General features: G+C 71.0%; 25 protein-coding genes, 1 tRNA gene and 1 pseudogene. 20 read left to right on the forward strand and 7 right to left on the reverse strand.

Annotated elements, in window-relative coordinates; genetic code table 11:
- The 5 genes and pseudogenes from ABZ910_RS13050 to ABZ910_RS13070 form a co-directional block, all read left to right on the forward strand.
- Window positions 1-140: pseudogene (locus ABZ910_RS13050) on the forward strand (4-hydroxy-3-methylbut-2-en-1-yl diphosphate synthase); the annotation flags it as partial.
- Window positions 141-171: 31 nt separating this feature from the next.
- Complete coding sequence (dxs, locus tag ABZ910_RS13055) at window positions 172-2076, forward strand: 1-deoxy-D-xylulose-5-phosphate synthase (protein WP_361362886.1); 1905 nt, start codon at window positions 172-174, stop codon at window positions 2074-2076.
- Window positions 2073-3458, forward strand: a complete 1386-nt coding sequence (locus ABZ910_RS13060; protein ID WP_361362889.1) for an aspartate aminotransferase family protein — start codon at window positions 2073-2075, stop codon at window positions 3456-3458. The genes dxs and ABZ910_RS13060 overlap by 4 nt, the downstream gene beginning before the upstream one ends.
- A gap of 82 nt (window positions 3459-3540) precedes the next feature.
- On the forward strand, window positions 3541-4140 hold the full coding sequence (locus ABZ910_RS13065; RefSeq protein ID WP_361362892.1) for an XRE family transcriptional regulator: 600 nt from the start codon (window positions 3541-3543) through the stop codon (window positions 4138-4140).
- Window positions 4137-4259, forward strand: a complete 123-nt coding sequence (locus tag ABZ910_RS13070) for a DUF6126 family protein (protein WP_361362895.1) — start codon at window positions 4137-4139, stop codon at window positions 4257-4259. The genes ABZ910_RS13065 and ABZ910_RS13070 overlap by 4 nt, the downstream gene beginning before the upstream one ends.
- A 43-nt stretch (window positions 4260-4302) precedes the next feature.
- On the opposite strand, the gene ABZ910_RS13075 is transcribed toward ABZ910_RS13070, so the two are convergent.
- On the reverse strand, window positions 4303-5100 hold the full coding sequence (locus ABZ910_RS13075) for a tyrosine-protein phosphatase (protein WP_361362898.1): 798 nt from the start codon (window positions 5098-5100) through the stop codon (window positions 4303-4305).
- Window positions 5101-5379: 279 nt separating this feature from the next.
- Between ABZ910_RS13075 and ABZ910_RS13080 the strand changes: the two genes are divergently transcribed.
- Window positions 5380-6165 carry an SGNH/GDSL hydrolase family protein gene (locus ABZ910_RS13080; protein WP_361362901.1) on the forward strand — a complete coding sequence of 262 codons (786 nt, stop codon included), beginning with the start codon at window positions 5380-5382 and terminating at the stop codon, window positions 6163-6165.
- Between the two features lie 146 nt (window positions 6166-6311).
- Here the strand turns inward: ABZ910_RS13080 and ABZ910_RS13085 are convergent, their stop codons facing one another.
- The 3 genes from ABZ910_RS13085 to ABZ910_RS13095 all read right to left on the reverse strand — a co-directional run bounded on the left by ABZ910_RS13085 (window position 6312) and on the right by ABZ910_RS13095 (window position 8841).
- Complete coding sequence (locus ABZ910_RS13085; protein WP_361362904.1) at window positions 6312-6923, reverse strand: TetR family transcriptional regulator C-terminal domain-containing protein; 612 nt, start codon at window positions 6921-6923, stop codon at window positions 6312-6314.
- Window positions 6924-7020: 97 nt separating this feature from the next.
- On the reverse strand, window positions 7021-8199 hold the full coding sequence (locus ABZ910_RS13090; protein WP_361362907.1) for a Glu/Leu/Phe/Val dehydrogenase dimerization domain-containing protein: 1179 nt from the start codon (window positions 8197-8199) through the stop codon (window positions 7021-7023).
- A gap of 84 nt (window positions 8200-8283) precedes the next feature.
- Complete coding sequence (locus ABZ910_RS13095) at window positions 8284-8841, reverse strand: carboxymuconolactone decarboxylase family protein (RefSeq protein WP_361362909.1); 558 nt, start codon at window positions 8839-8841, stop codon at window positions 8284-8286.
- Between the two features lie 261 nt (window positions 8842-9102).
- On the opposite strand from ABZ910_RS13095, the gene ABZ910_RS13100 reads away from it, so the two are divergent.
- Entirely contained in the window at window positions 9103-10341 is a 1239-nt protein-coding gene (locus ABZ910_RS13100) for an MBL fold metallo-hydrolase (protein ID WP_361362912.1), read from the forward strand.
- Window positions 10342-10368: 27 nt separating this feature from the next.
- Here the strand turns inward: ABZ910_RS13100 and ABZ910_RS13105 are convergent, their stop codons facing one another.
- On the reverse strand, window positions 10369-11157 hold the full coding sequence (locus ABZ910_RS13105) for an SAM-dependent methyltransferase (protein ID WP_361362915.1): 789 nt from the start codon (window positions 11155-11157) through the stop codon (window positions 10369-10371).
- A gap of 571 nt (window positions 11158-11728) precedes the next feature.
- Here ABZ910_RS13105 and ABZ910_RS13110 point away from each other — a divergent pair.
- The 12 genes from ABZ910_RS13110 (at window position 11729) to ABZ910_RS13165 (ending at window position 22557) form a co-directional block, all read left to right on the forward strand.
- On the forward strand, window positions 11729-13948 hold the full coding sequence (locus tag ABZ910_RS13110; protein WP_361362918.1) for an ATP-binding protein: 2220 nt from the start codon (window positions 11729-11731) through the stop codon (window positions 13946-13948).
- A gap of 92 nt (window positions 13949-14040) precedes the next feature.
- Window positions 14041-14475, forward strand: a complete 435-nt coding sequence (locus ABZ910_RS13115) for a roadblock/LC7 domain-containing protein (protein WP_361362920.1) — start codon at window positions 14041-14043, stop codon at window positions 14473-14475.
- A 2-nt stretch (window positions 14476-14477) separates the two neighbouring features.
- Entirely contained in the window at window positions 14478-14849 is a 372-nt protein-coding gene (locus tag ABZ910_RS13120) for a DUF742 domain-containing protein (protein WP_361363374.1), read from the forward strand.
- Window positions 14827-15426, forward strand: a complete 600-nt coding sequence (locus tag ABZ910_RS13125) for an ATP/GTP-binding protein (RefSeq protein WP_361362922.1) — start codon at window positions 14827-14829, stop codon at window positions 15424-15426. Before ABZ910_RS13120 ends, ABZ910_RS13125 begins: the two co-directional genes overlap by 23 nt.
- A 61-nt stretch (window positions 15427-15487) precedes the next feature.
- Window positions 15488-16060, forward strand: a complete 573-nt coding sequence (locus ABZ910_RS13130) for a GAF domain-containing protein (RefSeq protein WP_361362925.1) — start codon at window positions 15488-15490, stop codon at window positions 16058-16060.
- A gap of 179 nt (window positions 16061-16239) precedes the next feature.
- Window positions 16240-18051: a DUF2207 domain-containing protein gene (locus ABZ910_RS13135; RefSeq protein WP_361363377.1), complete on the forward strand. Its 1812-nt coding sequence runs from the start codon at window positions 16240-16242 to the stop codon at window positions 18049-18051.
- Between the two features lie 163 nt (window positions 18052-18214).
- Entirely contained in the window at window positions 18215-19243 is a 1029-nt protein-coding gene (gene tdh, locus ABZ910_RS13140) for an L-threonine 3-dehydrogenase (protein WP_361362927.1), read from the forward strand.
- Window positions 19244-19271: 28 nt separating this feature from the next.
- Entirely contained in the window at window positions 19272-20465 is a 1194-nt protein-coding gene (locus ABZ910_RS13145; protein ID WP_361363380.1) for a glycine C-acetyltransferase, read from the forward strand.
- A 31-nt stretch (window positions 20466-20496) separates the two neighbouring features.
- Window positions 20497-21399, forward strand: a complete 903-nt coding sequence (locus tag ABZ910_RS13150; protein ID WP_361362929.1) for a LysR family transcriptional regulator — start codon at window positions 20497-20499, stop codon at window positions 21397-21399.
- A 61-nt stretch (window positions 21400-21460) separates the two neighbouring features.
- On the forward strand, window positions 21461-21913 hold the full coding sequence (locus ABZ910_RS13155; RefSeq protein ID WP_361362932.1) for a hypothetical protein: 453 nt from the start codon (window positions 21461-21463) through the stop codon (window positions 21911-21913).
- Window positions 21910-22152: a hypothetical protein gene (locus tag ABZ910_RS13160; protein ID WP_361362935.1), complete on the forward strand. Its 243-nt coding sequence runs from the start codon at window positions 21910-21912 to the stop codon at window positions 22150-22152. Before ABZ910_RS13155 ends, ABZ910_RS13160 begins: the two co-directional genes overlap by 4 nt.
- A 45-nt stretch (window positions 22153-22197) precedes the next feature.
- On the forward strand, window positions 22198-22557 hold the full coding sequence (locus tag ABZ910_RS13165; protein WP_361362938.1) for an MmcQ/YjbR family DNA-binding protein: 360 nt from the start codon (window positions 22198-22200) through the stop codon (window positions 22555-22557).
- Window positions 22558-22596: 39 nt separating this feature from the next.
- Here the strand turns inward: ABZ910_RS13165 and ABZ910_RS13170 are convergent, their stop codons facing one another.
- Both ABZ910_RS13170 and ABZ910_RS13175 read right to left on the reverse strand, forming a co-directional pair.
- Complete coding sequence (locus tag ABZ910_RS13170) at window positions 22597-23514, reverse strand: transketolase (protein WP_361362941.1); 918 nt, start codon at window positions 23512-23514, stop codon at window positions 22597-22599.
- Window positions 23515-23560: 46 nt separating this feature from the next.
- Window positions 23561-24268, reverse strand: a complete 708-nt coding sequence (locus ABZ910_RS13175) for a transketolase (protein WP_361362943.1) — start codon at window positions 24266-24268, stop codon at window positions 23561-23563.
- 138 nt (window positions 24269-24406) lie between these two features.
- Between ABZ910_RS13175 and ABZ910_RS13180 the strand changes: the two genes are divergently transcribed.
- Window positions 24407-24480, forward strand: a tRNA-Pro gene (locus tag ABZ910_RS13180).
- The last annotated feature ends 51 nt before the right edge of the window (window positions 24481-24531 follow it).

Genomic DNA, 24531 nt, shown 5'->3' on the forward strand with positions numbered 1-24531 from the left:
TCTTCGTCAAGGGCGAGGTCATCAAGACCGTGCCCGAGTCGAAGATCGTGGAGACCCTCATCGAGGAGGCCATGAAGCTCGCCGCGCAGATGGAGAGGAACGGCGTCGGACCGGGGGAACCGGCCGTCACCGTGAGTTGAACCAAGGCACGGACCGAGAGGGGGCCCGAGGGTGACCATTCTGGAGAACATCCGGGGACCGCGCGACCTGAAGGCGCTGTCCGAGGCGGAACTCGGTGAACTGTCCGAAGAGGTACGGGAGTTCCTGGTGACGGCGGTCGCCAGGACCGGGGGTCACCTCGGGCCCAACCTGGGTGTGGTGGAGCTGTCCATCGCGCTGCACCGGGTCTTCGAGTCACCGGTCGACCGGATCCTGTGGGACACCGGCCACCAGAGCTACGTACACAAGCTTCTGACGGGACGTCAGGACTTCTCGAAGCTGCGCGGCAAGGGCGGGCTGTCCGGCTATCCGTCGCGCGAGGAGTCCGAGCACGACGTCATCGAGAACAGCCACGCCTCCACCGCGCTCGGCTGGGCCGACGGGCTCGCGAAAGCCCGCCAGGTGCAGGGGGAGAAGGGCCATGTGGTCGCGGTCATCGGCGACGGTGCGCTCACCGGCGGCATGGCCTGGGAGGCGCTGAACAACATCGCGGCCGCCAAGAACCGGCCGCTGATCATCGTCGTCAACGACAACGAGCGGTCGTACGCGCCGACCATCGGCGGCCTCGCCAACCATCTGGCCACCCTGCGCACGACCGACAGCTACGAGAAGGTCCTCGCCTGGGGCAAGGACGTACTGCTGCGCACGCCCGTCGTCGGCAGCACGATCTACGAGTCCCTGCACGGCGCCAAGAAGGGTTTCAAGGACGCCTTCGCCCCGCAGGGCATGTTCGAGGACCTGGGCCTGAAGTACGTCGGCCCGATCGACGGCCACGACATCAAGTCCGTCGAGTCCGCGCTGCGCCGCGCCAAGCGGTTCCATGGCCCGGTGCTGGTCCACTGCCTCACGGTCAAGGGCCGCGGCTACGAACCGGCCCTCGCCCACGACGAGGACCACTTCCACACCGTCGGCGCGATGGACCCGCTGACCTGCGCCCCGCTCTCCGTGTCCAGCGGACCGTCCTGGACGTCGGTGTTCGGCGACGAGATCGTGCGCATCGGTCAGGAGCGGGACGACGTCGTGGCGATCACGGCCGCCATGCTGCACCCGGTGGGTCTCGGCGCCTTCGCCGAACGCTTCCCGGACCGCGTCTGGGACGTGGGCATCGCCGAGCAGCACGCGGCCGTGTCGGCGGCGGGGCTCGCGACCGGCGGCCTGCACCCGGTCGTCGCCGTCTACGCCACCTTCCTCAACCGCGCCTTCGACCAGCTCCTGATGGACGTGGCGCTGCACCGCTGCGGCGTCACCTTCGTCCTGGACCGTGCGGGCGTCACCGGCGTCGACGGGGCCTCCCACAACGGCATGTGGGACATGTCGGTCCTCCAGGTCGTGCCCGGCCTCAGGATCGCCGCCCCGCGCGACGCCGGCCAACTGCGCACCCAGCTGCGCGAGGCCGTCGCCGTGGACGACGCCCCCACCCTGATCCGCTTCCCGAAGGAGTCGGTGGGACCGGACATTCCGGCGGTCGACCGCGTCGGCGGCATGGACGTCCTGCACCGGGACGAGCGCCCCGACGTCCTGCTGGTCGCCGTCGGTGCCATGGCACCGGTGTGCCTCCAGGCCGCCGATCTGCTGGCGGCGCGGCGCATCAACTGCACGGTCGTGGACCCCCGTTGGGTCAAACCGGTCGACCCGGAGCTGCCGGGCCTCGCCGCCGGACACCGCCTGGTGGCCGTCGTCGAGGACAACAGCCGCGCGTCCGGGGTCGGCGCCGCCGTGGCGCTGGCGCTGGGCGACGCCGAAGTGGACGTACCCGTACGGAGGTTCGGCATCCCGGAGCAGTTCCTCGCGCATGCCAAGCGCGACGAGGTGCTCGCCGACATCGGCCTCACGCCCGTGGAGGTCGCCGGACGGATCAGCGCGAGCCTGGCCGTCAAGGAGCGGTCCGACGGCCCAGTCAAGGAGAAACCCGAATGACCAAGGAGTTCGACCTCGGCGCCCTCCTGGCCGAGCGCGGAGCCGAGCGCTACGAGCTGCACGGCAAGTACCTCAATCCCCAACTCCCGCGCATGCTGCACACCATCGGCTTCGACAAGGTCTACGAGCGTGCCGAGGGCGCCCACTTCTGGGACGCGGACGGCAACGACTACCTGGACATGCTGGCCGGGTTCGGGGTGATGGGGCTTGGCCGCCACCACCCCGTCGTCCGCCAGGCGTTGCACGACGTCCTCGACGCCCAGCTCGCCGACCTGACCCGCTTCGACTGCCAGCCGCTGCCCGGACTCCTCGCCGAGAAGCTGCTCACGCACAGCCCGCACCTGGACCGGGTGTTCTTCGGCAACAGCGGCACCGAGGCCGTCGAGACCGCCCTCAAGTTCGCCCGGTACGCCACCGGAAAGCCGCGCATCCTGTACTGCGACCACGCCTTCCACGGCCTGACCACCGGCTCCCTGTCGGTCAACGGCGAGGGCGGATTCCGCGACGGCTTCGCCCCGCTGCTGCCCGACACCGCCGTACCGCTCGGCGATCTCGACGCCCTGGCACGGGAGTTGAAGAAGGGCGACGTCGCCGCCCTGATCGTCGAGCCGATCCAGGGCAAGGGCGTGCACGAGGCGCCGCCCGGATATCTGTGCGCCGCCCAGGAGTTGCTGCACCGGCACAAGGCGCTACTCATCGCCGACGAGGTCCAGACCGGCCTCGGCCGGACCGGGGACTTCTACGCCTACCAGCACGAGGACGGCGTCGAGCCCGACCTGGTGTGCGTGGCCAAGACGCTGTCCGGCGGCTATGTGCCGGTCGGCGCCACGCTCGGCAAGGACTGGATCTTCAAGAAGGTCTACTCGTCCATGGACCGCGTGCTGGTCCACTCGGCGAGCTTCGGCTCCAACGCGCAGGCGATGGCCGCCGGGCTGGCCGTGCTGTCGGTCATGGAGAACGAGGACATCGTCGCGGGCGCCCGTGCGACGGGCGAGCAGCTGAGGTCCCGGCTCGCGGCGCTGACCGACAAGTACGAGCTGCTCGCCGACGTCCGCGGCCGGGGCCTGATGATCGGCATCGAGTTCGGCCGGCCCAGCTCGCTGAAGCTGCGTAGCCGCTGGACCATGCTCCAGGCCGCCCGCAAGGGCCTGTTCGCCCAGATGGTGGTCGTGCCGCTGCTGCAGCGCCACCGCATCCTCACCCAGGTCTCCGGCGACCACCTGGAGGTGATCAAGCTGATCCCGCCGCTGATCATCGGCGACGCGGACGTGGACCGCTTCGTCGATGCCTTCACCGCCGTGATGGACGACGCGCACAGCGGCGGCGGCCTGATGTGGGACTTCGGCAGGACCCTGGTGAAGCAGGCAGTGGCGAACCGGTGATCACAGGGCGGGTCCGGGGCGGCTTTTTGCCTCTGAGGCAAAAAATTTGCCCCATGGGCAAAGTCTCCGGCTCAATGGAGGCATGAGCTCCTCCGAAGCCGAGCTGCCCGTCGTGGCGCCGCAGCTCCGCTCGCTGCGCCGCCGCGCCGGCCTCACCCTGGAGGCCGCGGCCCGCGCCGCCGGGCTGTCGCCCGCCCACCTGTCCCGTCTGGAGACCGGACAGCGCCAGCCGTCGCTGCCGATGCTGCTCGCGCTCGCACGCATCTATGGTACGACCGTCTCGGAACTGCTCGGCGAGACGGTCGCCGACCAGGACGCGATCGTGCGCGCCGCGGACATGGAGCCGACCTCCGCGGGCGGCTGGAAGTACTGGCAGGCCGGCGCGTCCGGCCGCGGTATGCAGGCCCTCCGCGTGCACGTGCCGTACCGCACGCAGGGCGACATCGTGCGGGTGCACCCGGGCGAGGAGTGGCTGTACGTCCTCAAGGGGACGCTCAGGCTCCGCCTCGGCGACACCGCGCACCTGCTTGAACCCGGTGACAGCGCGCACTTCGACTCGCTGACCCCGCACCGCCTCGCCGCCGAGGGCCGCGACGGGGTCGAGCTTCTCTTCGTACACACCCTGCTCCAGAGCCCCACGGCCGCGCTGTGCCTGGGCACCACGACGGGAGACCTGCCATGAGCGACCTGGAAACGAAGTTCCCGCGCGCCCTGTGGGTGCGACTGATCATCTACATCGCCGTCGGCCACGTGTTCGCGGCCTTCCTCTACCTGCTGTTCGCGGTGGGCGCCAAGGGGTGAGCCGTGAGGTGTGCTCCGCGGGGCCCGCGAGACGTGACCGTGGTCAGTCGAGGAGGCGGTCCCGCAGGCGCTGGCGAGTCTGCGGGGTGATCCCGAGGCCCTGCTCCAGGTACGCGTCGACGCCGCCCCACGTCTCCTCGATGCTCGCGAAGGCCGCCGTCAGGTACTCGGCCCGCGCGTCGAAGAGCGGGCTCAGCAGCTCCATCACCTCGGGGGTGTACGCGGTCTCCGGGTTGCCGTTGCGCCGGACCTTGTAGCGGCGGTGCTTGGCGTTGGACTCCAGGTAGTCGGCGACGATCGCCTCGCGCTCCACGCCCACCGCCAGGAGCGTCACGGCAATGGAGATGCCCGCGCGGTCCTTGCCGGCGGCGCAGTGCATCAGCGCGGGCACGCTGTCCTCGGCCATCGCGTGCAGCACACGGGAGTGCTCGGCGGTGCGCTCCGTGACGATCTTCCGGTACGAGGTGATCATCCGGTCCGCGCCCTGGTCGTCCGCGAGGATCGCGCGCAGCTGGGCGATGTCGCCGTCGCGGACCATCTTCCAGAACTCGGCGCCGTCCGCCGGGTCGCTCAGCGGCAGGTTCATGTTCCGTACGCCGGGCAGTGCGACGTCCGGGCCCTCGAGCTTCTGGTCGGCCGCGTTACGGAAGTCGAAGATCGTGTGCAGGCCCAGGGAGGTGAGGAACGCGGCGTCCTCGGCGGTCGCGTGCGCCAGGTGACCGCTGCGGAACAGCACCCCGTACCGCACCCGCCGTCCGTCCGTGGTCGGCAGCCCGCCCACATCACGGAAGTTGCGTACTGCGGCCAACTCGGGCTCGGTCGAAGGGACCTGCTGCGTCACGGGGGCTCCTCCCGGTCGGCCCCGTCGGCGCGGCTCGCCGACGGGCACGGTCTCGACGATACGACATGGGTTCATCAGGCAATCAGTTGCCCGCAGGGGCTGCGACAGGGGTGTCGGGCGGAGGGTGTGAGCCGTCGATATGTCCGGCCTATTGCCTCATTCGTCTTCGAGGTGTCATATCTCACCGTTCGTCAACCCTTTCCTACGGTCGCGTAGGTCACATCCGAAGGTGAATCATGTGTGGATGTGACAGACGATTCGGAGAGTGACAACACAACAGTGATCGGGTCGTACGTGGCGGTGGGGGACAGCTTCACCGAGGGCGTCGGCGATCCCGGCCCCGACGGGGCGTACGTCGGCTGGGCGGACCGGTTCGCGGTCCTGCTCGCGGACCGCAGGCCCGAAGGCGACTTCAACTACACCAATCTCGCGGTACGCGGGAAGCTGCTCGACCAGATCGTGGCGGACCAGCTTCCGCAGGCCGTCCGGCTCGCCCCGGACCTGGTGTCCTTCTGCGCCGGCGGCAACGACATCATCCGCCCCGGCACCGACCCGGACGACGTGGCCGAGCGCTTCGAGCGGGCCATGGCCCGGCTGACCTCGGAGGTCGGCACGGTCATGGTGACGACCGGTTTCGACACCCGCGGCGTGCCGGTGTTCAAGCACCTGCGCGGCAAGATCGCGACGTACAACGGGCATGTCCGGGCCATCGCCGACCGGTACGGCTGCCCCGTGCTGGACCTCTGGTCCCTGAAGACCGTGCAGGACCGCCGGGCCTGGGACGAGGACCGCCTCCATCTCTCTCCCGAGGGTCACACACGCGTGGCGCTCCGCGCCGGCCAGGTGCTCGGCATCGAGGTCCCGGCGGACCCGGACCAGCCCTGGCCCCCGTTGCCGCCGCGCGGCACCCTGGAGATCCGCCGCGACGACGTCCACTGGGCCCGCGAGTACCTGGTCCCCTGGATCGGGCGCCGACTGCGCGGCGAGTCCTCGGGCGACCATGTGACGGCCAAGGGCGCGCTGTCGCCGGACGACATCAGGATGCGGATCGCTGCGGTGGCCTGACGGGCGTGAGGGGCATCGGGGGTGGTCGGCTTCACCCCCGGCTCATCGCCGTCGGCCGATCCCCATCGGCGCCTCCCTGTGATCCGTTCCCCGTGGGCCGATCCCGCTCGCGGGCTCACCGCCCGTCGCAGGAGCGGTCACCGCTCCTACGAGATCAACGTCTCCCGGTCCAGCCCCAGTTCCCGGGCGAGTGCGTCGTCCACCCACTCCTGGGCCCGGGATGTGGGCACCGCACCCGCGTACGAGGTCAGCTGTACGGCGAGCCCGTCGAGCAGGGCCGTCAGCCGCAGGGCCGTACCGGACGGGTCAGGGCAGGCGAACTCGCCCGCCGCCACCCCCTCGGAGATGACCTCGGCCAGCGCCGCCTTCCACTGCTCGTCCAGATCCTGGGTGACCTCGCGCAGGGTGGATTCGCGCAGCGCCACCGCCCAGCCCTCGATCCACAGCCGCCAGCCCTTCGCCTGGCCGGTGGGCGCGTACCAGCGGACGGCCGACCGCAGCCGGCGCAGCGCGGTCGTCCGGCGGCCCAGCAGCTTGCGCAGATGGGCGAGGTCGCCCTCGGCCGCGTAGGCGAACGCGGCGGCCATCAACTTCTCCTTGGTCGAGAAGTGGTAGAGCACCAGCGCGTTGCTCACCCCCAGCGCCGAGGCCACGTCGGCGATCCTGACCGCCGCCACACCCCGTGCCCCGATCTGCTCGATGGCGGCCCGCAGCAGCGCCTCCCGCCGCTCCGCCACGCTCAACCGCACTCTCGCCACGCGGTCACCCTAATCCGTCGTCAGGTGGGGTGCCGAAGTCAGGTGAATCTACCGGCCGTTCACACCCCCTGTGCGGATCACGCCGTCACGCCCGCCGTCACCGGTACCACCCGTAGCGCTCCGCGATGACCGGCAGCCGGTCGGCGACGAGGGCGTGGGCGGCGGCCCGCGGAGTCGTCCCGTCGGCCTCCGCGCGGGCCAGCATCCGGTCGATCAGGACGCGCATCGAGCTCCGGGTGCGGGCGAACGCCTCGTCCGCGTCGGGGCCTATGTCGCCGAACAGCGTCCACCACCACCAGGCGTTCGTACCGGAGTTGACGACCACGTCCGGCAGTACGGTCACCCCGCGCGCGGCCAGCAGTTCCTCGGCCGCGGGGATGACCGGCATGTTGGCCGCCTCGACGATCCAGCGGGCGGTGATCCGCTCCTGGTTCGCGGTGTCGATCGCGTACGACACCGCCGCGGGCACCAGCACCTCCGCGTCCGCGGACAGCCAGGCGTCGCCCGGCAGTTCACGGTCGGCGGCGCGCAGCACGGAGCGGTCCACGGTGCCGTACGCGTCCCGTGCCGCGAGCAGCGCCTCGACGTCGAGGCCGGCCGGGTTGGCCATGGTCCCCTTGACGTCGGCGACGGCCACGACCCGCAGTCCCGCGCGCGCGAGGAAGCGGGCCGTCGCCCCGCCCATGGTGCCGAGCCCCTGCACGGCCACCCGTGTCCCCGCGTACGGCACCCCGGCCCGGTCCAGCGCCGCGAGCACCGACTCGGCGACCCCGCAGCCGCCGACCAGTTCGTCCAGGCCGATCCCGTCCACCTCGACCGCGAAGGCGTCCGCCAGCCGCCCCCGGGCCGCGGTCTCGTCGTCGAGCAGCGGGTACACGGCCTGCACGGACGACACGAGGCCCGCCTCGGCGACGGCCCGGTCGACGAGGTCCTGGGTGAGCCCGAGGTCCTCGCCGGTCGTCCAGAAACGCTCGATGTACGGCCGCATGGCGCGCAGATAGCGCACGAGCAACCCGTACGCCTCCGGGCCCTGGGGGTCGCAGTCGATGCCGCCCTTGGCGCCCCCGAGGGGGACGTAGCGGTCCTCGGGGTTGTAGTGCAGCGCCTCCTTCATGGTCATGCCGCGGGCGAGGCCGGTCACCTCCTCCAGGGTGCAGCCGGGCCGCATCCGCAGACCACCGCTGGCCACACCCCGTACCAGCCGGTCGACGACCAGGAAGCCCTGGCGTCCCGTGACATGGTCGGTCCAGGTGAGCGACACCAGGGGGGCGGTCATACGGACTCCTCGGGAACGACAGCTACTGAACCGGGAGTCAGTTTCCGGAGGGGGCCGCCCTCTGTCAACGGGCCGGACGGACCGTCAGGTCCTGTCCGTCGGGATCTCGCACCCGTCCTTGAAGCCCTGGCTGGTGAGGTCCAGCGCCGAGTTGATGCGCGAGCGCAGGTTCTCCACCGCCACCATCGCCGTCAGCTCCACCAGCGCCGGCTCGCCCAGCTGGTCGCGCAGCCGGTCGACGAGCTCGTCGTCCACGGTCGGCGGCGTGGCCGTCATCGCCTCGGCGTACGCCAGCACGTCGCGCTCCAGCGGGGTGTACGCGTCACTATCGCGCCAGGTGGGCACGTCGTGCACCTTCTCGGGCGCCATTCCGCGCTCCCGGCTGACCCAGTAGCCGAAGTCCATGCACCACGAGCACCCGATCGCAGCGGCCGTCGCCATCTCGGCGAGGGCCTTCAGATCGGGGTCGAGCCCCTTCCACTTTCCCACCGACAGCTCGAACCGCAGGTCGCTCCAGAGCACGCGCGGATTGTGCGCGAGCGCTCGGGCGGGGTCGAGGGGCCTGCCGTACGTACGGCGGCTGTACCACTCGATGAGCCGGAAGAGGACGGTGCGGGGCGGAGTGAGCGAGACGCGGGCCACGGGGGCCACCTCCTGACCATCGGTCCGGGCGCCTCGGGGCGGGCGCCCTCACCGGTACGACGGAACGGGCGCCCATGGATGTGACATCGCGTCCGCCGAGGTGGCAGTGACCCTCGTCACGTCCGGAATACCCGGCCGTGACCGCGACGCTCCCGACTGTCGGAGGGCCGGACGATAATGGATGGCCCCACCAACGAATCGCCCCACCGGATGTGGCGCCCCGACGGACGGGTGGCCTCACCGGCTCCACCAGGAGGTACCGTGACCGGTTTGCGTTCCCTGAGCTCCGGGCTTCGCGCGGTGCGGCCCGCGGCCTTCGGCGCGGACCCGGGCGGTGATCGACTGGCCCGCATCCACAGCTCGCCCCACTTCAAGAACGGCGTCTTCCAGAATCCCGGCGGCCCCACCTCGACCCGGCCCTCCGGGTCGATGCTGGACCTCGCGAAGGCCTACTTCGACAAGGACGAGCGACCGCTGCGCGCCCCGCTGGGCGCGATCCCGGTGCACGCCACCACGCCGGCCGACCTCGCCAAGCCGCCCGCCACCGGGCTGCGGCTGACCTGGATGGGCCACTCCAGTGTGCTCGCCGAGATCGACGGGCAACGGGTGCTCTTCGACCCGGTCTGGGGCGAGCGCTGCTCCCCGTTCCCGTTCGCCGGACCCAAGCGGCTGCACCCGGTGCCGATGCCGCTGGCCGCGCTCGGCCCCGTCGACGTCGTGGTCATCTCGCACGACCACTACGACCACCTGGACATGCCCACGATCAAGGCGCTGGCCGACACGGACACCGTGTTCGCCGTGCCGCTGGGCGTCGGAGCCCACCTGGAGCACTGGGGCGTCTCCGCCGACCGGCTGCGCGAGCTGGACTGGCACGAGGCGACCCGGGTCGGCGGCCTCACCCTGACCGCCACCCCCGCCCGGCACTTCTGCGGCCGGGGCCTGCGCAACACCCAGCACACGCTCTGGGCCTCCTGGGCCGTCGCCGGTGAGGAGCACCGGATCTACCACAGCGGCGACACCGGCTACTTCGAAGGCTTCAAGGACATAGGAGCCGAGTACGGGCCGTTCGACGCCACGATGATCCAGATCGGCGCGTACAGCAATTACTGGCCCAAGGGCCGCACCGAACACACGCCCCTGCCGGGTGCGTGGCCGGACATCCACATGTCGCCCGCCGAGGGCGTGCAGGCACACCTTGACCTGCAAGGGGGCAGGCCGCACGGTGTGTTGCTGCCGATCCACTGGGGGACGTTCAACCTGGCCTTGCACGCGTGGGCCGAGCCGGGCGAGTGGACCAAGGACGCCGCCGAGGAGATCGGGCAGGCCGTTGCCTCCCCCCGGCCCGGCGAGCCCTTCGAACCGGCCGGGCAGCTTCCCACGGACCCGTGGTGGCGTGCGGCGTCCCACCCGATCGCACACCCGTGGCGTCGGCCGCGGTCGGTGGTGCCGGCGGCCGCTGAGGAGCGGAGCGACGATCTCGACTTCGCAGGTGACATTTGACATCGAGCGAGCATGAAGTCGGCCGGATCACGGCACGCGGGCGACGCCGACGTAGAAGCCGCTCAACTCCTGGGCGGGAGCCGGTGAATCCTTGTACCACTTGGTCGCCGTGACCAGCCCTGGAGCCACCAGTTCCAGGCCCTCGAAGAACGGCTCGATCTCGGCCCGCGTACGCATGCGCAGGGGGATCTCGCCCTTGCGGTAGGTCGTGGTCACCGACTTGACGAGGTGCGGGTGCTCATCGGTGGTGCCGTGGGAGAACATGAAGTAACTGCCCGAGGGCAGCGCGTCGAGAAGCGTCCGCGTAAGACCGTAGGGGTCTTCGTCGTCGGTGATGAAGTGCATCAGCGCGATCATCGACAGCGCGACGGGCCGGGTGAGGTCCAGGAACGTACGGGCGTGGTCGAGGATGGTTCCCGGCTTCCGTACGTCGGCCTCGACGTAGTCGGTGCTTCCCTCGCGGCTGCTGACGAGCAGAGCCTCCGCGTGCCGCCGCACGATGGGGTCGTTGTCGGCGTAGGCGATCCGCGCCGACGGCACTATGCCTTGCACGATCTGATGCAGGTTCGGCTCGGTCGGGATGCCCGTACCGATATCGAGGAACTGGTCGATGCCGTTGCCGGCCAGCCAGGCCGCCGCGCGGTGCATGAACGCCCTGTTGCGCATGGCGTTGAGACGCGCTTCCGGCGGCAGCTTCGCCACCACCTCCTCGTCAACCGGATAGTTGTCCTTGCCGCCCAGCAGACAGTCGTAGACGCGTGCGGGGTGGGGCCTGCTCGTGTCGATACGACTTCCGGAGGAGGGGGATGCCGTCATCCATGACTCCAGCGTGTACTAGATCGCTGACCGACTCACCGAGGTCGCTTCCTACGCCGTGGGTGAGGCAGTAGAGGGCGTTGCGATTGTGCCATTGGCCCAGCCCTCGCACAGAGTTGTCGCTGGATGTTCGCACGCTCAAGTGGGCCCGGGCGCTGGGTGTATTGCCCCGGAGCGTTGTTCACACGGCTGATCGGTGACTGGCCGCCGAGTGCGGTCGCCTTGGCTGAAACGGCGAGCTGGCGTGGTCGGCAGTGGCTGTGCCCCTCACCGTTTTCCTGTGACCGCTTCCGACCGGGTCGGATCGATCGGCGTCGCTTCAATTCCCCTTGTCCAGCGGGGTTATCGGTCTGTCGTACGACGCTTCATACCAGGGCGGGACCAACGCCGGGGGAGTTTGTCAACTGCCACCGCACCCCCTGCGCGCACGACTACGGTGAGTGTCCGTCGGGCGACGCAGGGCCGATCATCGTCGGCCCTCTCGACCGGCTCTGCGATGACGCATGCCCACATCGCGCACACCACGCGAGGAAACAGGCCCGACGGACCAGCCCCCAGTACGAGGACACCGATGTCTCACCTGCGTGCACCGGCCGGCCGCACCGACCGCCGTGAGGGCGGCCGGCACGGACGGCCGGACCCCCGCCCCGTTCCTCCGCTGCCCGAGACGCACATACGCCCTCAACTCCTGCGCCTGGCCGTGCTGCCGCCCCTCGCGGTGGCGCTCAGCGGCAGCGCCGCCGTCCTCTTCGCCGTCCGCTCCACCGGGGCACGGCCCGGCCTCACCCTGTGGGCCGTGCTCGCCGGTGCCGTCTCGGTGACCGTCGCGGGCATCGTCATCGCCGTCGTCGCCGCGAACCGCGCCGCCCGCTCGGTGAGTGACCGCGTCGGTGCCCTGCGCCGCAACGCCGCACGCGGCGAGGCGGACCTGCGCGCCCTCGTCGAGGTGTTGCGCCGCGGGCAGGCACCGCCGCAACGCAAGTCGCGCGGCGGACCCCCGGACGACGCTGACGCCTTCGAGCTGCTCGCGGCCGACCTGGCCCGGGCCCACGAGGGCGCCGTCATCGCCGTCGTCCAGGCCGCCCAACTCTCCAGCCAGACGGGGAGCGAACAGAAACTCGAGGTCTTCGTCAACCTCGCCCGGCGGCTGCAGTCGCTCGTCCACCGGGAGATCACGATCCTCGACGAGATCGAGAACGAGGTCGAGGACCCCGACCTGCTCAAGGGCCTGTTCCATGTGGACCACCTCGCCACCCGTATCAGGCGGCACGCCGAGAACCTCGCCGTGCTCGGCGGCGCCGTCTCGCGCCGGCAGTGGAGCAACCCGGTGTCCATGGTCGAGGTGCTGCGTTCCGCCATCGCCGAGGTCGAGCAGTACTCCCGGGTCAAGCTCGTGCCGCCGATCGACGGCGAGCTGCGCGGGCATGCCGTCGCCGACGTCATCCACCTGCTGGCCGAACTCATCGAGAACGCCACGGTGTTCTCCGCCCCGCACACCCAGGTGCTGCTCCGCGCCAGCCTTGTCACCGCCGGGCTGGCCGTAGAGGTGGAGGACCGCGGACTCGGCCTGCCGGTGAACGAGCAGCACAGAATGAACGCCCTGCTCGCCGACCCCGACCAGGTCAACGTCGGCAGCCTGCTCGCGGACGGGCGCATCGGCCTGTACGTCGTCTCCCAGCTCGCCCGGCGCCACGGCATCCATGTCCGCCTGCAGACCAACATCTACGGCGGGGCCCAGGCCGTACTCGTCGTCCCGCAGGGGCTATTGGGCACGACGCCGGGTGTACCCGCGGTCGTACCGCAGCACGATCCGAAGCCGGAGTGGAGCGGACCTGAACGCGGGACTCGGAGTGGACCTGTCGGTGTACAGGCCCGACCTCAGCCGAATCGACCGCCAGGACGGGCGGAGCAGGCAGGACAGGCAGGACAGGGGAGACAGTCAGGACAGGATGGACAGGCGGAACGGGCCGGGCGGACGGGGCAGTTGGGGCGGCAGCGGGCCTCCGCGGAACTCTCGGAAGCGGGAGGTGGGCGGCGGCTCATGCCGCTCGAGTCCGCACGGCTCGGTGCCACGGCGAACGGTGCCGACCCCGCGCCGCTTCCGGTCCGTGGCGCCCGCGAGGCGCGGCCCAACCCCGCGGATGCCGTGCCGGGCGCCAGGGCAGGGGACCGGCGCATGGTCGCGGAGAACGTGGCCGCGCCGCCCCCCACGCTCGGCGGCACCGCGGTGCGCGGCACCATGGGCAAGCCCCGGCTGCCACGCCGCCGCGCCCAGGAACACATCGTGCCCCAGCTGCGTGGGGGCCCCACACCGCGTCAGGAGAGCGAAACGCTCGCCGGCCACGACCCTGGCCTGATGGCGGCCTTTCAGCGCGGCATCGGTCTCGCCGAGACACAGCAGCAGATGGAATCGGCAGACACCGGGTCGACTGAATCGATTGCATCGGCTGAACCGATTGCATCGAGTGGGGCGTCCGAGTCGATGCGTGTGAGCGCGGCACATGGAGAGTGGGCCCATGTGTCGCCGAGGGACTCGACTGCGGCGGGCATGGGCCCTGCCCACATGGGGCTGGAACACATGGGTCCAGACCACACCGGCCCGGCGGAACTGACCCCGGCGCACATGGATGCCGCGCACATTCCGCGGCCACAGCACATGACTTCACCGCACATGAATGGGCCGCACACGGACGCACCGCACACGGACATGCCCGCCAGCCCCGAAGCGCGCGCCCACACGAGTGGAACGGATCCCACCGCCGGTCCCGACGGGAGCGCACCGGCCGGATGACCAGCCCCGTGATCACCCCCACTACAGCCTCAACCCCCACCTCAATCCCCTCCGCTCCCGCAGACCTTCGCACCCCAAGGAGTCGATCCACCATGGCGAGCGATGCGCAGACCGCCCAGGTATCCGACCTCGACTGGCTGATGAGCGGCCTCGTCCAGCGCGTACCGCACACGACCAGCGCTGTGCTCCTGTCCTGCGACGGGCTCGTGAAGTCCGCCCACGGCCTCGACCCGGACAGCGCCGACCACATGGCCGCCCTGGCCTCCGGCCTGTACTCCCTCGGTCGCAGCGCGGGCGTCAGGTTCGGCGAGGGTGGGGATGTACGGCAGATCGTCGTCGAACTCGACTCGACCCTGCTGTTCGTCGCCACCGCCGGCTCCGGCACCTGTCTCGCCGTGCTCGCGGGCCGCGAGGCCGACGCCGCCGTACTCGGCTACGAGATGGCGATGCTGGTCAAGAGCGTCCGGCCGTACCTGGTGACCGCACCCCGGCAGCCCGCCGTAGAACCCCCGGCGATGAAGCCTTGAGCGTGCAGGCGGCCGGCGACGGGCCGTGGCTCGACGACGCGGCCGGACGGCTGGTGCGCCCCTTCACCGTCAGCAACGGCCGTACCCGGCCCACCATCTCGCTGGACCTCGTGTCCCAGGTGATGGCCACCGGAGCCACCCCGTTCGGGTATCTCGGCCCGGAGCACACCCAGGCCCTCGATCTGAGTCGCGGGCCCGTGTCGGTCGCCGAGATCGCCGCGCATCTGAAGCTGCCCGCAGGGGTCACCAAGGTGCTGCTCGCCGACCTCGTCGACTGCGGAGCGCTGACCGCCAAGCCCCCCGCGTTCCACGACAACCCCACTGACCAGTCCCTTCTGGAGGCAGTGCTCGATGGATTACGACGACACCTCTGACCCGTTCCCCACCGCGCTCAAGATCCTGGTGGCGGGCGGGTTCGGGGTCGGCAAGACGACCTTCGTGGGCGCGGTGAGCGAGATCGCGCCGCTCAGCACGGAGGAGCTGCTCACCACGGTCAGTGCTGCGACCGACGACCTCGAAGGGATCGAGAACAAGGTCGAGACGACCGTGGCGATGGACTTCGGCCGCATCACCCTCGACCCGGAGCATGTGCTGTACCTGTTCGGCACGCCCGGCCAGGAGCGGTTCTGGTTCATGTGGGACGAGTTGTCCGAGGGCGCCCTCGGCGCGGTCATCCTCGCCGACACCCGCCGGCTGGAGGACTGCTTCGCCGCGGTCGACTTCTTCGAGGAACGCGGCCTCGGATTCATCGTCGCCGTCAACGAGTTCGACGGCTCCTACCGCTACGACCCCGAGGAGGTGCGCGCGGCCATAGACCTCGACCCCCGGGTTCCGGTCGTCCCCTGCGACGCCCGCATCTCCAGTTCCGGCGTGCAGACCCTGCTCACCCTCGTACGCCATCTCATCGCCCATGCCCCGGCCACCGCGCCGAGCCATGGCGCCCACATGTGACCCCCGCACACGAACCACGGAATGCGCATATGAGCTACGCCCACAGGGAGGGAGCTCGGTCATGAGCTACGAGCCGCCGCGGCCGGCCAGGAGGCTGCTGCTCACCCCCGAGGACAACGAAGCCCCCGCCCGTACCCGGAGGCTGCGCCGACTGGGCCTGGGCGAGCGGCCCGAACCCGCTCTCGACGCGTTCGCGGATCGGATAGCGGGGCTCATCGGCGCCGCGTACGCCATGGTCAACTTCATAGGCGAGGAACGGCAGTTCTTCGCGGGGTTGTGTGCGCCCGGCGCCTGGCCGACGACGAAGGCCGACGGCACCAGGCCCCACGTCGACCGCTGTCTCCCGCGCGACCATGGGTTCTGCCCCCATGTGGTGGTCCGGCGCAAGGCACTGGTCCTGGACGACGTCTGCGACTACCCGCGCTTCGCGTGCAACCCGGTCGTCGACGAGTACGGCATCCGCTCCTATCTGGGCGCCCCGTTCATGGACAGCACCGGCATCGTCCTCGGCACGGTCTGCGCCGTCGATGCGGAGCCGCGCCGGTGGGGGAAGGCCGGCCTGGAGACGATCAAGTCGATGGCGGCGGACCTCGGCGCCGAGATCGCACTCCGCGAGGAGATCCCGGAGCTGTGAGGGCGCCCGATCGGCCCGGCCGCCCGGCGAATTCTTCCCTTCCCGATCTATCCCGGTCGTCCGAACTCTCGCGCTAGGCTGCGCTGTTGCGGCGTGTGCCTGATCAGGTGGGGGCCTGGTCTCGCCGACGAGTAGGGGGCGTGATGAAGGGCGTCAGAAACAGTACGGCGGCGGACGTGATGCGCCGAAGACGCCGGAACGTGGTGGCCGTGCTCGTCACGGCCGTCGTGCTGGCCGGCGTCGCGACGCTGAGCGCGTATCTGTCGAGCAGTGAGAGCGTCGCCCGGATGTGGGTATCGGCGCAACTGTCCGCCGACGGCCGCGCCCACATCACCGAGGTGATCGACTACGACTTCGGACACGAGGACCGGCACGGCATCTTCCGGGACATCCCCGGCCTGCCCGCCGAGGCCGACGAGGCCAAGGTGCACATCGCCATGGACGGCGAGCCGGTCCCGTACGAACTGCAGGCCGAGATGGGCGACGACGGCGAGACCCGCATCCTCATCGGAGACGCCGACCGCACGGTCACCGGCGCTCACCGCTACCGCATCGAGTACCGGCTGGACGACATCGCCCCGAAGGGGAAACTCGCCTGGGACGCGGTCGGCACCGGATGGCAGGTTCCGCTGCAGCACGTCGAGATCCATGTGACCGGGCCCTACACCTTCGGTGACGTCCACTGCGTCAGCGGTCGGCAGGGCTCCCGGTCCCCCTGCCAGGCCCGCCAGCCGTCGCCGGGGCGACTCGCGCTCGGCTTCGACCACCTCGACGCAGGTCGCGGCGCCACGCTGTACGCCGCCTCCGCGGGCTCCCTCGCCACGGCCCCGCCGTCGCCTGCCGAGCCGGCCGGACGGGTCCTCTCCATCCACCGCCCCGACCCGCTTCGTGTCGGCTTGCCGGCCGCCGCGATCGTCCTGGCCGCCGGGCTTCTGACGGGGTGGGCGATGCGACTGGCCGGGCGCGAACGGGTTCCCGCCGATGCACTGCCGGGAGCGGCCGCGGACGCGACCGGCGCCCCGCGCCGCGTCGACATCACGCGTCTCGCCCGCCTGGTCACCGAGACCTCCTCCCCGCCCGAAGGGCTGACCCCGGCCCAGGGCGGCGTGCTGCTCACGGAGAAGGTCCTGCCCGGGCATCAGGTGGCCTGGCTGCTGAAGGCCGTGATCGACGGCTACCTCGTCATGGACGACAACGAGTCCTTCCCCACGCTCACCCGCCCGTCGCGGGACGAGGTCCAGCGCACCGACCGCGAGGTCAGGGAGGTGCTGGACCAGGTGTTCGCGGGCCGCGACTCGCTGCGGCTCGGCGGTGGCTACGACGGTCTCTTCACCACCGCCTGGCGGAAGATCGCCGCCGACCTGGGGCGCTGGCGCGACGACGGCGACGACCTGTGGGAGCCGGGCCGGGGCGCGCTCCAGGGGCGACTCCAGACCATCGGCCTGCTCGCTACCCCGGTCGGCCTGATCGCCACGATCGTCGCCGCAGTCGCGGCGGGCCGCCCGCACGGATACTGGGCGATCCTGCTTCCCGTCGGCGCGGCTCTGGCGGGCGTCGGCGTCGCGCTGTTCGCCTGGTCCGGCGAGCTGAGGGTGCGCACCCCCAAGGGCTCGGCGCTGTGGCTCCGCCTGGAGTCCTTCCGCCGCCACCTCGCCGGGGCCGGAGCTCAGCACGTGGAGGAGGCGGCTGACGCGGGCGTACTGGACGAGTACACCGCCTGGGCCGTGGCGCTCGGCGCGGCCGATCGCTGGTCCGAGGCCGTGCGGCAGTCGACGGTGCCGCCGCCCTCCCGCTCCCCGCAACGGTCCGCCCGAGTGCCGTTGTACCGCCCGCTGATGGCCTACGCGATGCTCAAGGCGGTCACCTCGACCACCACCCCACCGCCTCCTCCTCCGAGCAGTTCGTCCGGCTCCGGTTCCTCCGGTTCGAGCTCCGGCGGTGGCTACTCCGTCGGTGGCGGCGGGGGCGGAGGTGGCGGCGGCTCCTGGTGACCGGCGGCCGACGTGTGAAGGAAAGCTGCGGCCGCGCTTAAGAAAACCTCGATGGACCGAGGCCACCGGTATAGGGCAGATTTCTCCGGGAATTCACCCCTCTCCCCGGCGCGGGCCCCATCGGCGTGCCCTGGACCGGGAGCTCACCCACAGGAGCCGTCGCGTGAAGGCGCTGGTCAAGGACAAGGCGGAGCCCGGGCTCTGGCTCACGGACGTTCCGGAGCCGCAGGCCGGCCGCGGGGAGGTACTGATCAAGGTCCTGCGGACCGGGATCTGCGGCACCGACCTCCACATCCGCAACTGGGACGGCTGGGCGCAGCAGGCCATCAGCACCCCGCTCGTGCTCGGGCACGAGTTCGTCGGCGAGGTCGTCGAGACCGGCCGCGACGTCGCCGACATCAAGGTCGGCGACCGGGTCAGCGGCGAGGGCCACCTCGTCTGCGGCAGGTGCCGCAACTGTCTCGCCGGGCGCCGCCACCTCTGCCGTGCGACGGTCGGCCTGGGCGTCGGCCGTGACGGCGCGTTCGCCGAGTACGTCGTGCTGCCCGCCGCCAACGTGTGGGTCCACCGCGTCCCCGTCGACCTCGACATCGCCGCGATCTTCGACCCGTTCGGCAACGCCGTGCACACCGCGCTGTCGTTCCCGCTGGTCGGCGAGGACGTCCTGATCACCGGCGCGGGCCCGATCGGACTGATGGCCGCGGCCGTGGCCCGTCACGCGGGTGCCCGCAACGTCGTCGTCACCGACGTCAGCGAGGACCGCCTCGACCTGGCCCGCAAGCTCGGCGTCAGCCTCGCCCTGAACGTCGCGGAGTCGACGATCGCCGACGGTCAGCGCGAACTGGGCCTGCGCGAGGGCTTCGACATCGGCCTGGAGATGTCCGGCCGCCCCGAGGCGATGCGCGACATGATCGCCAACATGACGAACGGCGGCCGCATCGCCATGCTCGGCCTGCCGTCCCAGGAGTTCCCGGTCGACTGGTCCCGGATCGTCACCTCGATGATCACCATCAAGGGCATCTACGGCCGCGAGATGTTCGAGACCTGGTACGCCATGTCGGTCCTCCTCGAAGGCGGTCTCGACCTCGCGCCCGTGATCACCGGGCGGTACGGCTTCCGCGACCACGAGGCGGCCTTCGCCGACGCCGCGAGCGGCCGCGGCGGCAAGATCATTCTCGACTGGACTGTCTGAGGACCGGACCTACTTCAAGGAACTGATGATGTTCGACTCCGTACGCGACGACCTTCGCGTCACCCTCGACGAGATCCGCGCCGCGGGCCTGCACAAGCCCGAGCGGGTCATCGACACCCCGCAGTCCGCGACCGTGAACGTCAGCGCGGGCGGACGGCCCGGCGAGGTCCTCAACTTCTGCGCCAACAACTACCTCGGCCTCGCCGACCACCCCGAGGTCGTCGCCGCCGCCCACGAGGCGCTCGACCGCTGGGGCTACGGCATGGCCTCCGTGCGCTTCATCTGCGGTACGCAGGAGGTGCACAAGGAGCTGGAGGCGCGGCTGTCGGCGTTCCTCGGCCAGGAGGACACGATCCTCTACTCCTCCTGCTTCGACGCCAACGGCGGCGTCTTCGAGTCCCTGCTCGGCCCCGAGGACGCGGTGATCTCCGACGCCCTCAACCACGCCTCGATCATCGACGGCATCCGCCTGTCCAAGGCGCGCCGCTTCCGGTACGCCAACCGCGACATGGCCGACCTGGAGGCCCAGCTCAAGGAGGCGTCCGCCGCCCGCCGCAAGCTGATCGTCACCGACGGCGTCTTCTCGATGGACGGCTATGTCGCGCCCCTGAAGGAGATCTGCGACCTCGCCGACCGCTACGACGCCATGGTCATGGTCGACGACTCGCACGCCGTCGGCTTCGTCGGCCCCGGCGGCCGCGGCACCCCCGAGCTGCACGGCGTCATGGACCGCGTCGACATCATCACCGGCACCCTCGGCAAGGCGCTCGGCGGCGCCTCCGGCGGTTACGTCGCCGCCCGCGCCGAGATCGTCGCGCTGCTGCGCCAGCGCTCGCGGCCGTACCTCTTCTCGAACACGCTCGCCCCGGTGATCGCCGCGGCGTCGCTGAAGGTGCTCGACCTGCTGGAGTCCGCGGACGACCTGCGCGTCCGGCTCGCCGAGAACACCGCGCTGTTCCGCCGCCGTATGACGGAGGAGGGCTTCGAGATCCTCCCCGGCGACCACGCCATCGCGCCGGTGATGATCGGCGACGCGGCCGTGGCGGGCCGCATGGCGGAGCTGCTCCTGGAGCGCGGCGTGTACGTCATCGGCTTCTCGTACCCCGTGGTTCCGCAGGGTCAGGCCCGTATCCGCGTCCAGCTGTCCGCCGGGCACTCGACCGAGGACGTGAACCGTGTGGTGGACGCGTTCGTGGCCGCCCGGGCGGAGCTCGACGGCTGAGCAGTGCCGGTGACCTGAGACAATCGGTCACATGATCGAAGCGCGGCGGCTCCACATCCTCCGTGCGGTGGCCGACCACCGCACGGTGACGGCGGCAGCCGCCGCGCTCTATCTCACGCCGTCGGCCGTCTCCCAGCAGCTCACGGCCCTGGAGCAGGAGACGGGACACCGCCTGGTCGAGCGGAGCGCCAAGGGCGTACGACTGACCCCGGCCGGCGAGATCCTGCTCAGCCACACCAACGCGGTCCTCGCGCAGCTGGAGCGGGCCGAGGCCGAGCTGGCCGCGTACAGCTCGGGCGCGGCGGGCACCGTGACCGTGGCCGCCTTCGCGACCGGTATCGCCCAGGTCGTGGCACCCGCGGTGGCACGTCTCGCCCGGACCGCGCCCGGCATCCGCCTCCGGGTGCAGGACACGGAGGGCGACGCCAGCCTGCCGATGGTCCTGGACCGGCTGGTGGACGTCGCGGTCGCCGTCGAGTACCGCGGCGCACCGGCCGCCGACGACCCCCGGCTCACCCATGTCCCGCTGTACGCCGAGCCCTTCGACGCCGTCGTGCCGGTGCGCCACCGCCTGGCCGACGCCGCCGAGGTCCCCCTCGCCGAGCTGGCCAAGGACCCGTGGATCGGCCCGTACCCGGGCAACCCCTGCCATGATGTCGTCGTCCTGGCCTGCGAGAACGCCGGTTTCCAACTCCGCCTCGAACACTCCTCGGACGACTTCAGGGCCGTCGTGGCGCTCGCGTCCGCCGACGCGGGCGTGGCCCTCGTCCCCCGCTCGGCGCTGCGCGGCATGGACCTGACCCGTGTGGTGGTCCGTCCCGTCGACGGCGTCGCGCCGACGCGCCGGGTCTTCGCGGCGGTACGGCGCGGAGCCGAAGGGCACCCGCTGATCCGCCCGGTGCTGGACGCGTTGGGCGAGGCGGCGCAGGCGTAGGGCACTCGTCCCGCTGACGGGCCCCGGAACCGAACACCAGTCGCACGCAGTCTGGGTTGTCATGCGTGTGACGATGATCCTCCCGGCCCTGACCGAGGCGACGAGCCCGCTGTTCCGGCCCATCAAGCACTCGCTGTTCCCGCCCCTCGGCCTGGCGACCCTGGCCGGCTACCTCGACCCCGACGACGAGATCACGCTCCACGACGAGCACGTGGAGCGCATCGACCTGGACTCCCTCGACACCCCCGACCTGCTCGTGCTCCAGCCGTACATCACCTCGGCCCGGCGCAGCTACGAGATAGCCGACCACTTCCGCGCCCGGGGCGTCCATGTCGCCATGGGCGGCCTGCACGTCACCTCGCTCCCCGATGAGGCCGCGGCGCACGCCGACACCGTCTTCACCGGTCCCGGAGAGGACACCTGGCCGCTGTTCCTCAAGGACTTCCGCGACGGTGTCCCGGCCCGCCGCTACGACTCGGCGACGCGCACCCTCACCGGACTGCCTCCCATATGACCCCGCGCCGACTGGAGGACGGCTACTGGCGGGCGTACCACGACTTCTACCGCTGGTCCAACATCTGGCGGGGGTCGGCGGCCCAGCCCGGCCCGCACGAGCGGCTGCGGCACCTGGCGTACGCCGGAGGCTGGAAGAAGTTCGAGCCCGCGTGGGACCTGCTGATCCGGTCGAAGCGGGTGGTGCGGGCGCTGCCGGCGCTGGAGCGGACCCTGGCGGCGTTCGGCGGGCGGGGGTGAGCGGGCGGAGGCTGATTGTCAGTGGGTGCGGTTACGGTGCGAAGCATGCCGGACGCCGAAGACGCACGCCGTATCGCCCTGTCCCTGCCGGACACGACGGAGAAGATCGCCTGGAGCATGCCCACGTTCCGGGTGGCCGGGAAGATGTTCGCCACGCTGCCCGAGGACGAGACGTCCATAGCCGTGCGCTGCCCCAAGGAAGAGCGCGACGAACTGGTCCTGGCCGAGCCGGAGAAGTTCTGGATCGCCGACCACGAGGCCCAGTTCGCCTGGATCCGGGCGCGGCTCGGCGCGCTGGACGACGAGGACGAGCTGCGCGACATCCTCACCGACTCCTGGCGCCAGGCCGCCCCACCCCGCCTGCTGGAGTCCTACCCGGAGCTCGGCCTGCCCGGCGGGGCGTAACCCTCCGGCACCCACACCACCCCCGTACTACCGGCTCCCTCACCGCCGTACCGGCACCCGGCCCCCGACGAACCCCCCGATGCGCTCCCGCAGGCTCGCCGCGTCCAGCCCGTGCGCGGTGACGTGTTCCTCGATGGTGCCGTAACGCCGCTGCTCACGGCGCCCCACGCCGAGTCCCAGCACCCGGTGCGGCACGTCGGACAGCGCCTCGCTGACGGCGGTGGTCGACGTGCCCGCCAGGTACGGCTCGACGAGGACGATGTCCGTGCCCGCCGTCTCCGTCGCGCGACGCAGCGCGGCCGCGTCGAAGGGCCGTACGGTCGTCGCGTACAGGACAGTGACATCGGTGCCCTCCGTGGCGGCGAGCACGGCGTCCAGCGTCGGGCCGACGGCGATCACCACGCCCGAGCGTCCTTCGCGGACCGTGAGGAAGCGCTGTCCGTCGACCGGGAACGACTGCCGGTTGGCCTGGAGGGACAGGCGTACGTACACCTTGTCGTCACCCGCCGCGACCGCGTGCCGCAGCAGCGTCTCGGCCTCGTCGGGGTGGCCGGGCACATGCACGGTCCAGCCGTCCAGGGTGTCGAGCAGCGCCACGTCGCCGGGCGCCATGTGCGTGTACCCGCCGGCGGGCCAGTCGAAGGAGGCGGCCGCGCTCACCAGTACGGCGCCCACGTCCTGGTGCCCCAGATCCAGCTTGACCTGCTCGAAGGGCCGCTCGACGAGGAAGCTCGCGAAGGTGTGCACGACGGGGCGCAGCCCGGTGAGCGCCAGCCCGGCGGCGGCGCCCACCAGGAGCTGCTCGCGGATGCCGACGTTGATCACCCGGTCCGGATGTCGGCGCAGCGCCTCGGCGAAGCCGTCCTTGCCGATCTCGGCGAGGACGACCGCGATCCGGGGGTCCTCGTCGAGCAACCGGGTCACGACGGGGGCGAAACGGTCACGCATGGTGTCCATGGAGGTTGGCCCTTCTCGGGAAGCCTGGAAAGACAGGAAAGGGTGATCAGGCGGACTTGGGTTCCACGCGGGCCACGACCACGTGCGGTCGGCCCGGGTGCGGCGCGGTGAAAGCGGCGTACAGCGCCTCGTGATCACGCCCGTCGACGGTCACGGCGGACCAGCCGGCGGCCTCGAAGCGGGCGGCGATGCCGCCGGGCCGGGCGTGGCTCGCGGACGAGTTGTCGATCACGACGGCGTGCAGTCGCTCCAGTCCGGCGGGCCCGGCGAAGGCGATCGCCTCGTGGTTGCTGCCCTCGTCCAGCTCGGCGTCCCCGACCAGCACCCAGACCCGCGGATCGCCGAGCCCCTGGGCGCGCAGCCCGAGGGCCGTGCCCACGGCGATCGGCAGTCCGTGCCCGAGCGAACCGCTGCCGATCTCGGCTCCCGGCACCAGCACCCGGTCCGGATGGTGGCCGAGCGGGGAGTCGTACGAGCCGAAGCCCGGCAGCCAGTCCACCGGCAGGAACCCCTTGGCGGCGAGGACCGCGTAGTACGCCATCGGCCCGTGCCCCTTGCTCAGCAGGAACCGGTCCCGGTCCGGGGCGTCGCTGCGGTCCGGACCGACCCGCAGGACCCGGTCGTACAGGACCCACAGCACGTCCAGCGTGGAGGTCGCCGCCGGGCCGTGCTTCTCGTCGCCGGTCATCAGACTCATCAGGGCGGGCAGGTCCGCGTAGGTGTACGTCCGCCCGTGTTCCTCGGTGATCGTCATGCGGACGATCGTGCAACCTGAACCAAACTTGAGGTCAAGCCCAGGGCGGCCGCGACCCTGGGGTGCGCGACCACCGACCCGAGTGCGGTATTGTTTCCCTGCGCGTTTCGACCGGGGAAACCCCAGGTCAAACGGCACCGGGACGTGGCGCAGCTTGGTAGCGCACTTGACTGGGGGTCAAGGGGTCGCAGGTTCAAATCCTGTCGTCCCGACGGTGTTATCGCAGATCAAAGGCCGTTTCCGAGTATCGGAAACGGCCTTTG

Source organism: Streptomyces sp. NPDC046805 (assembly GCF_040645355.1).
Classification (GTDB): domain Bacteria; phylum Actinomycetota; class Actinomycetes; order Streptomycetales; family Streptomycetaceae; genus Streptomyces.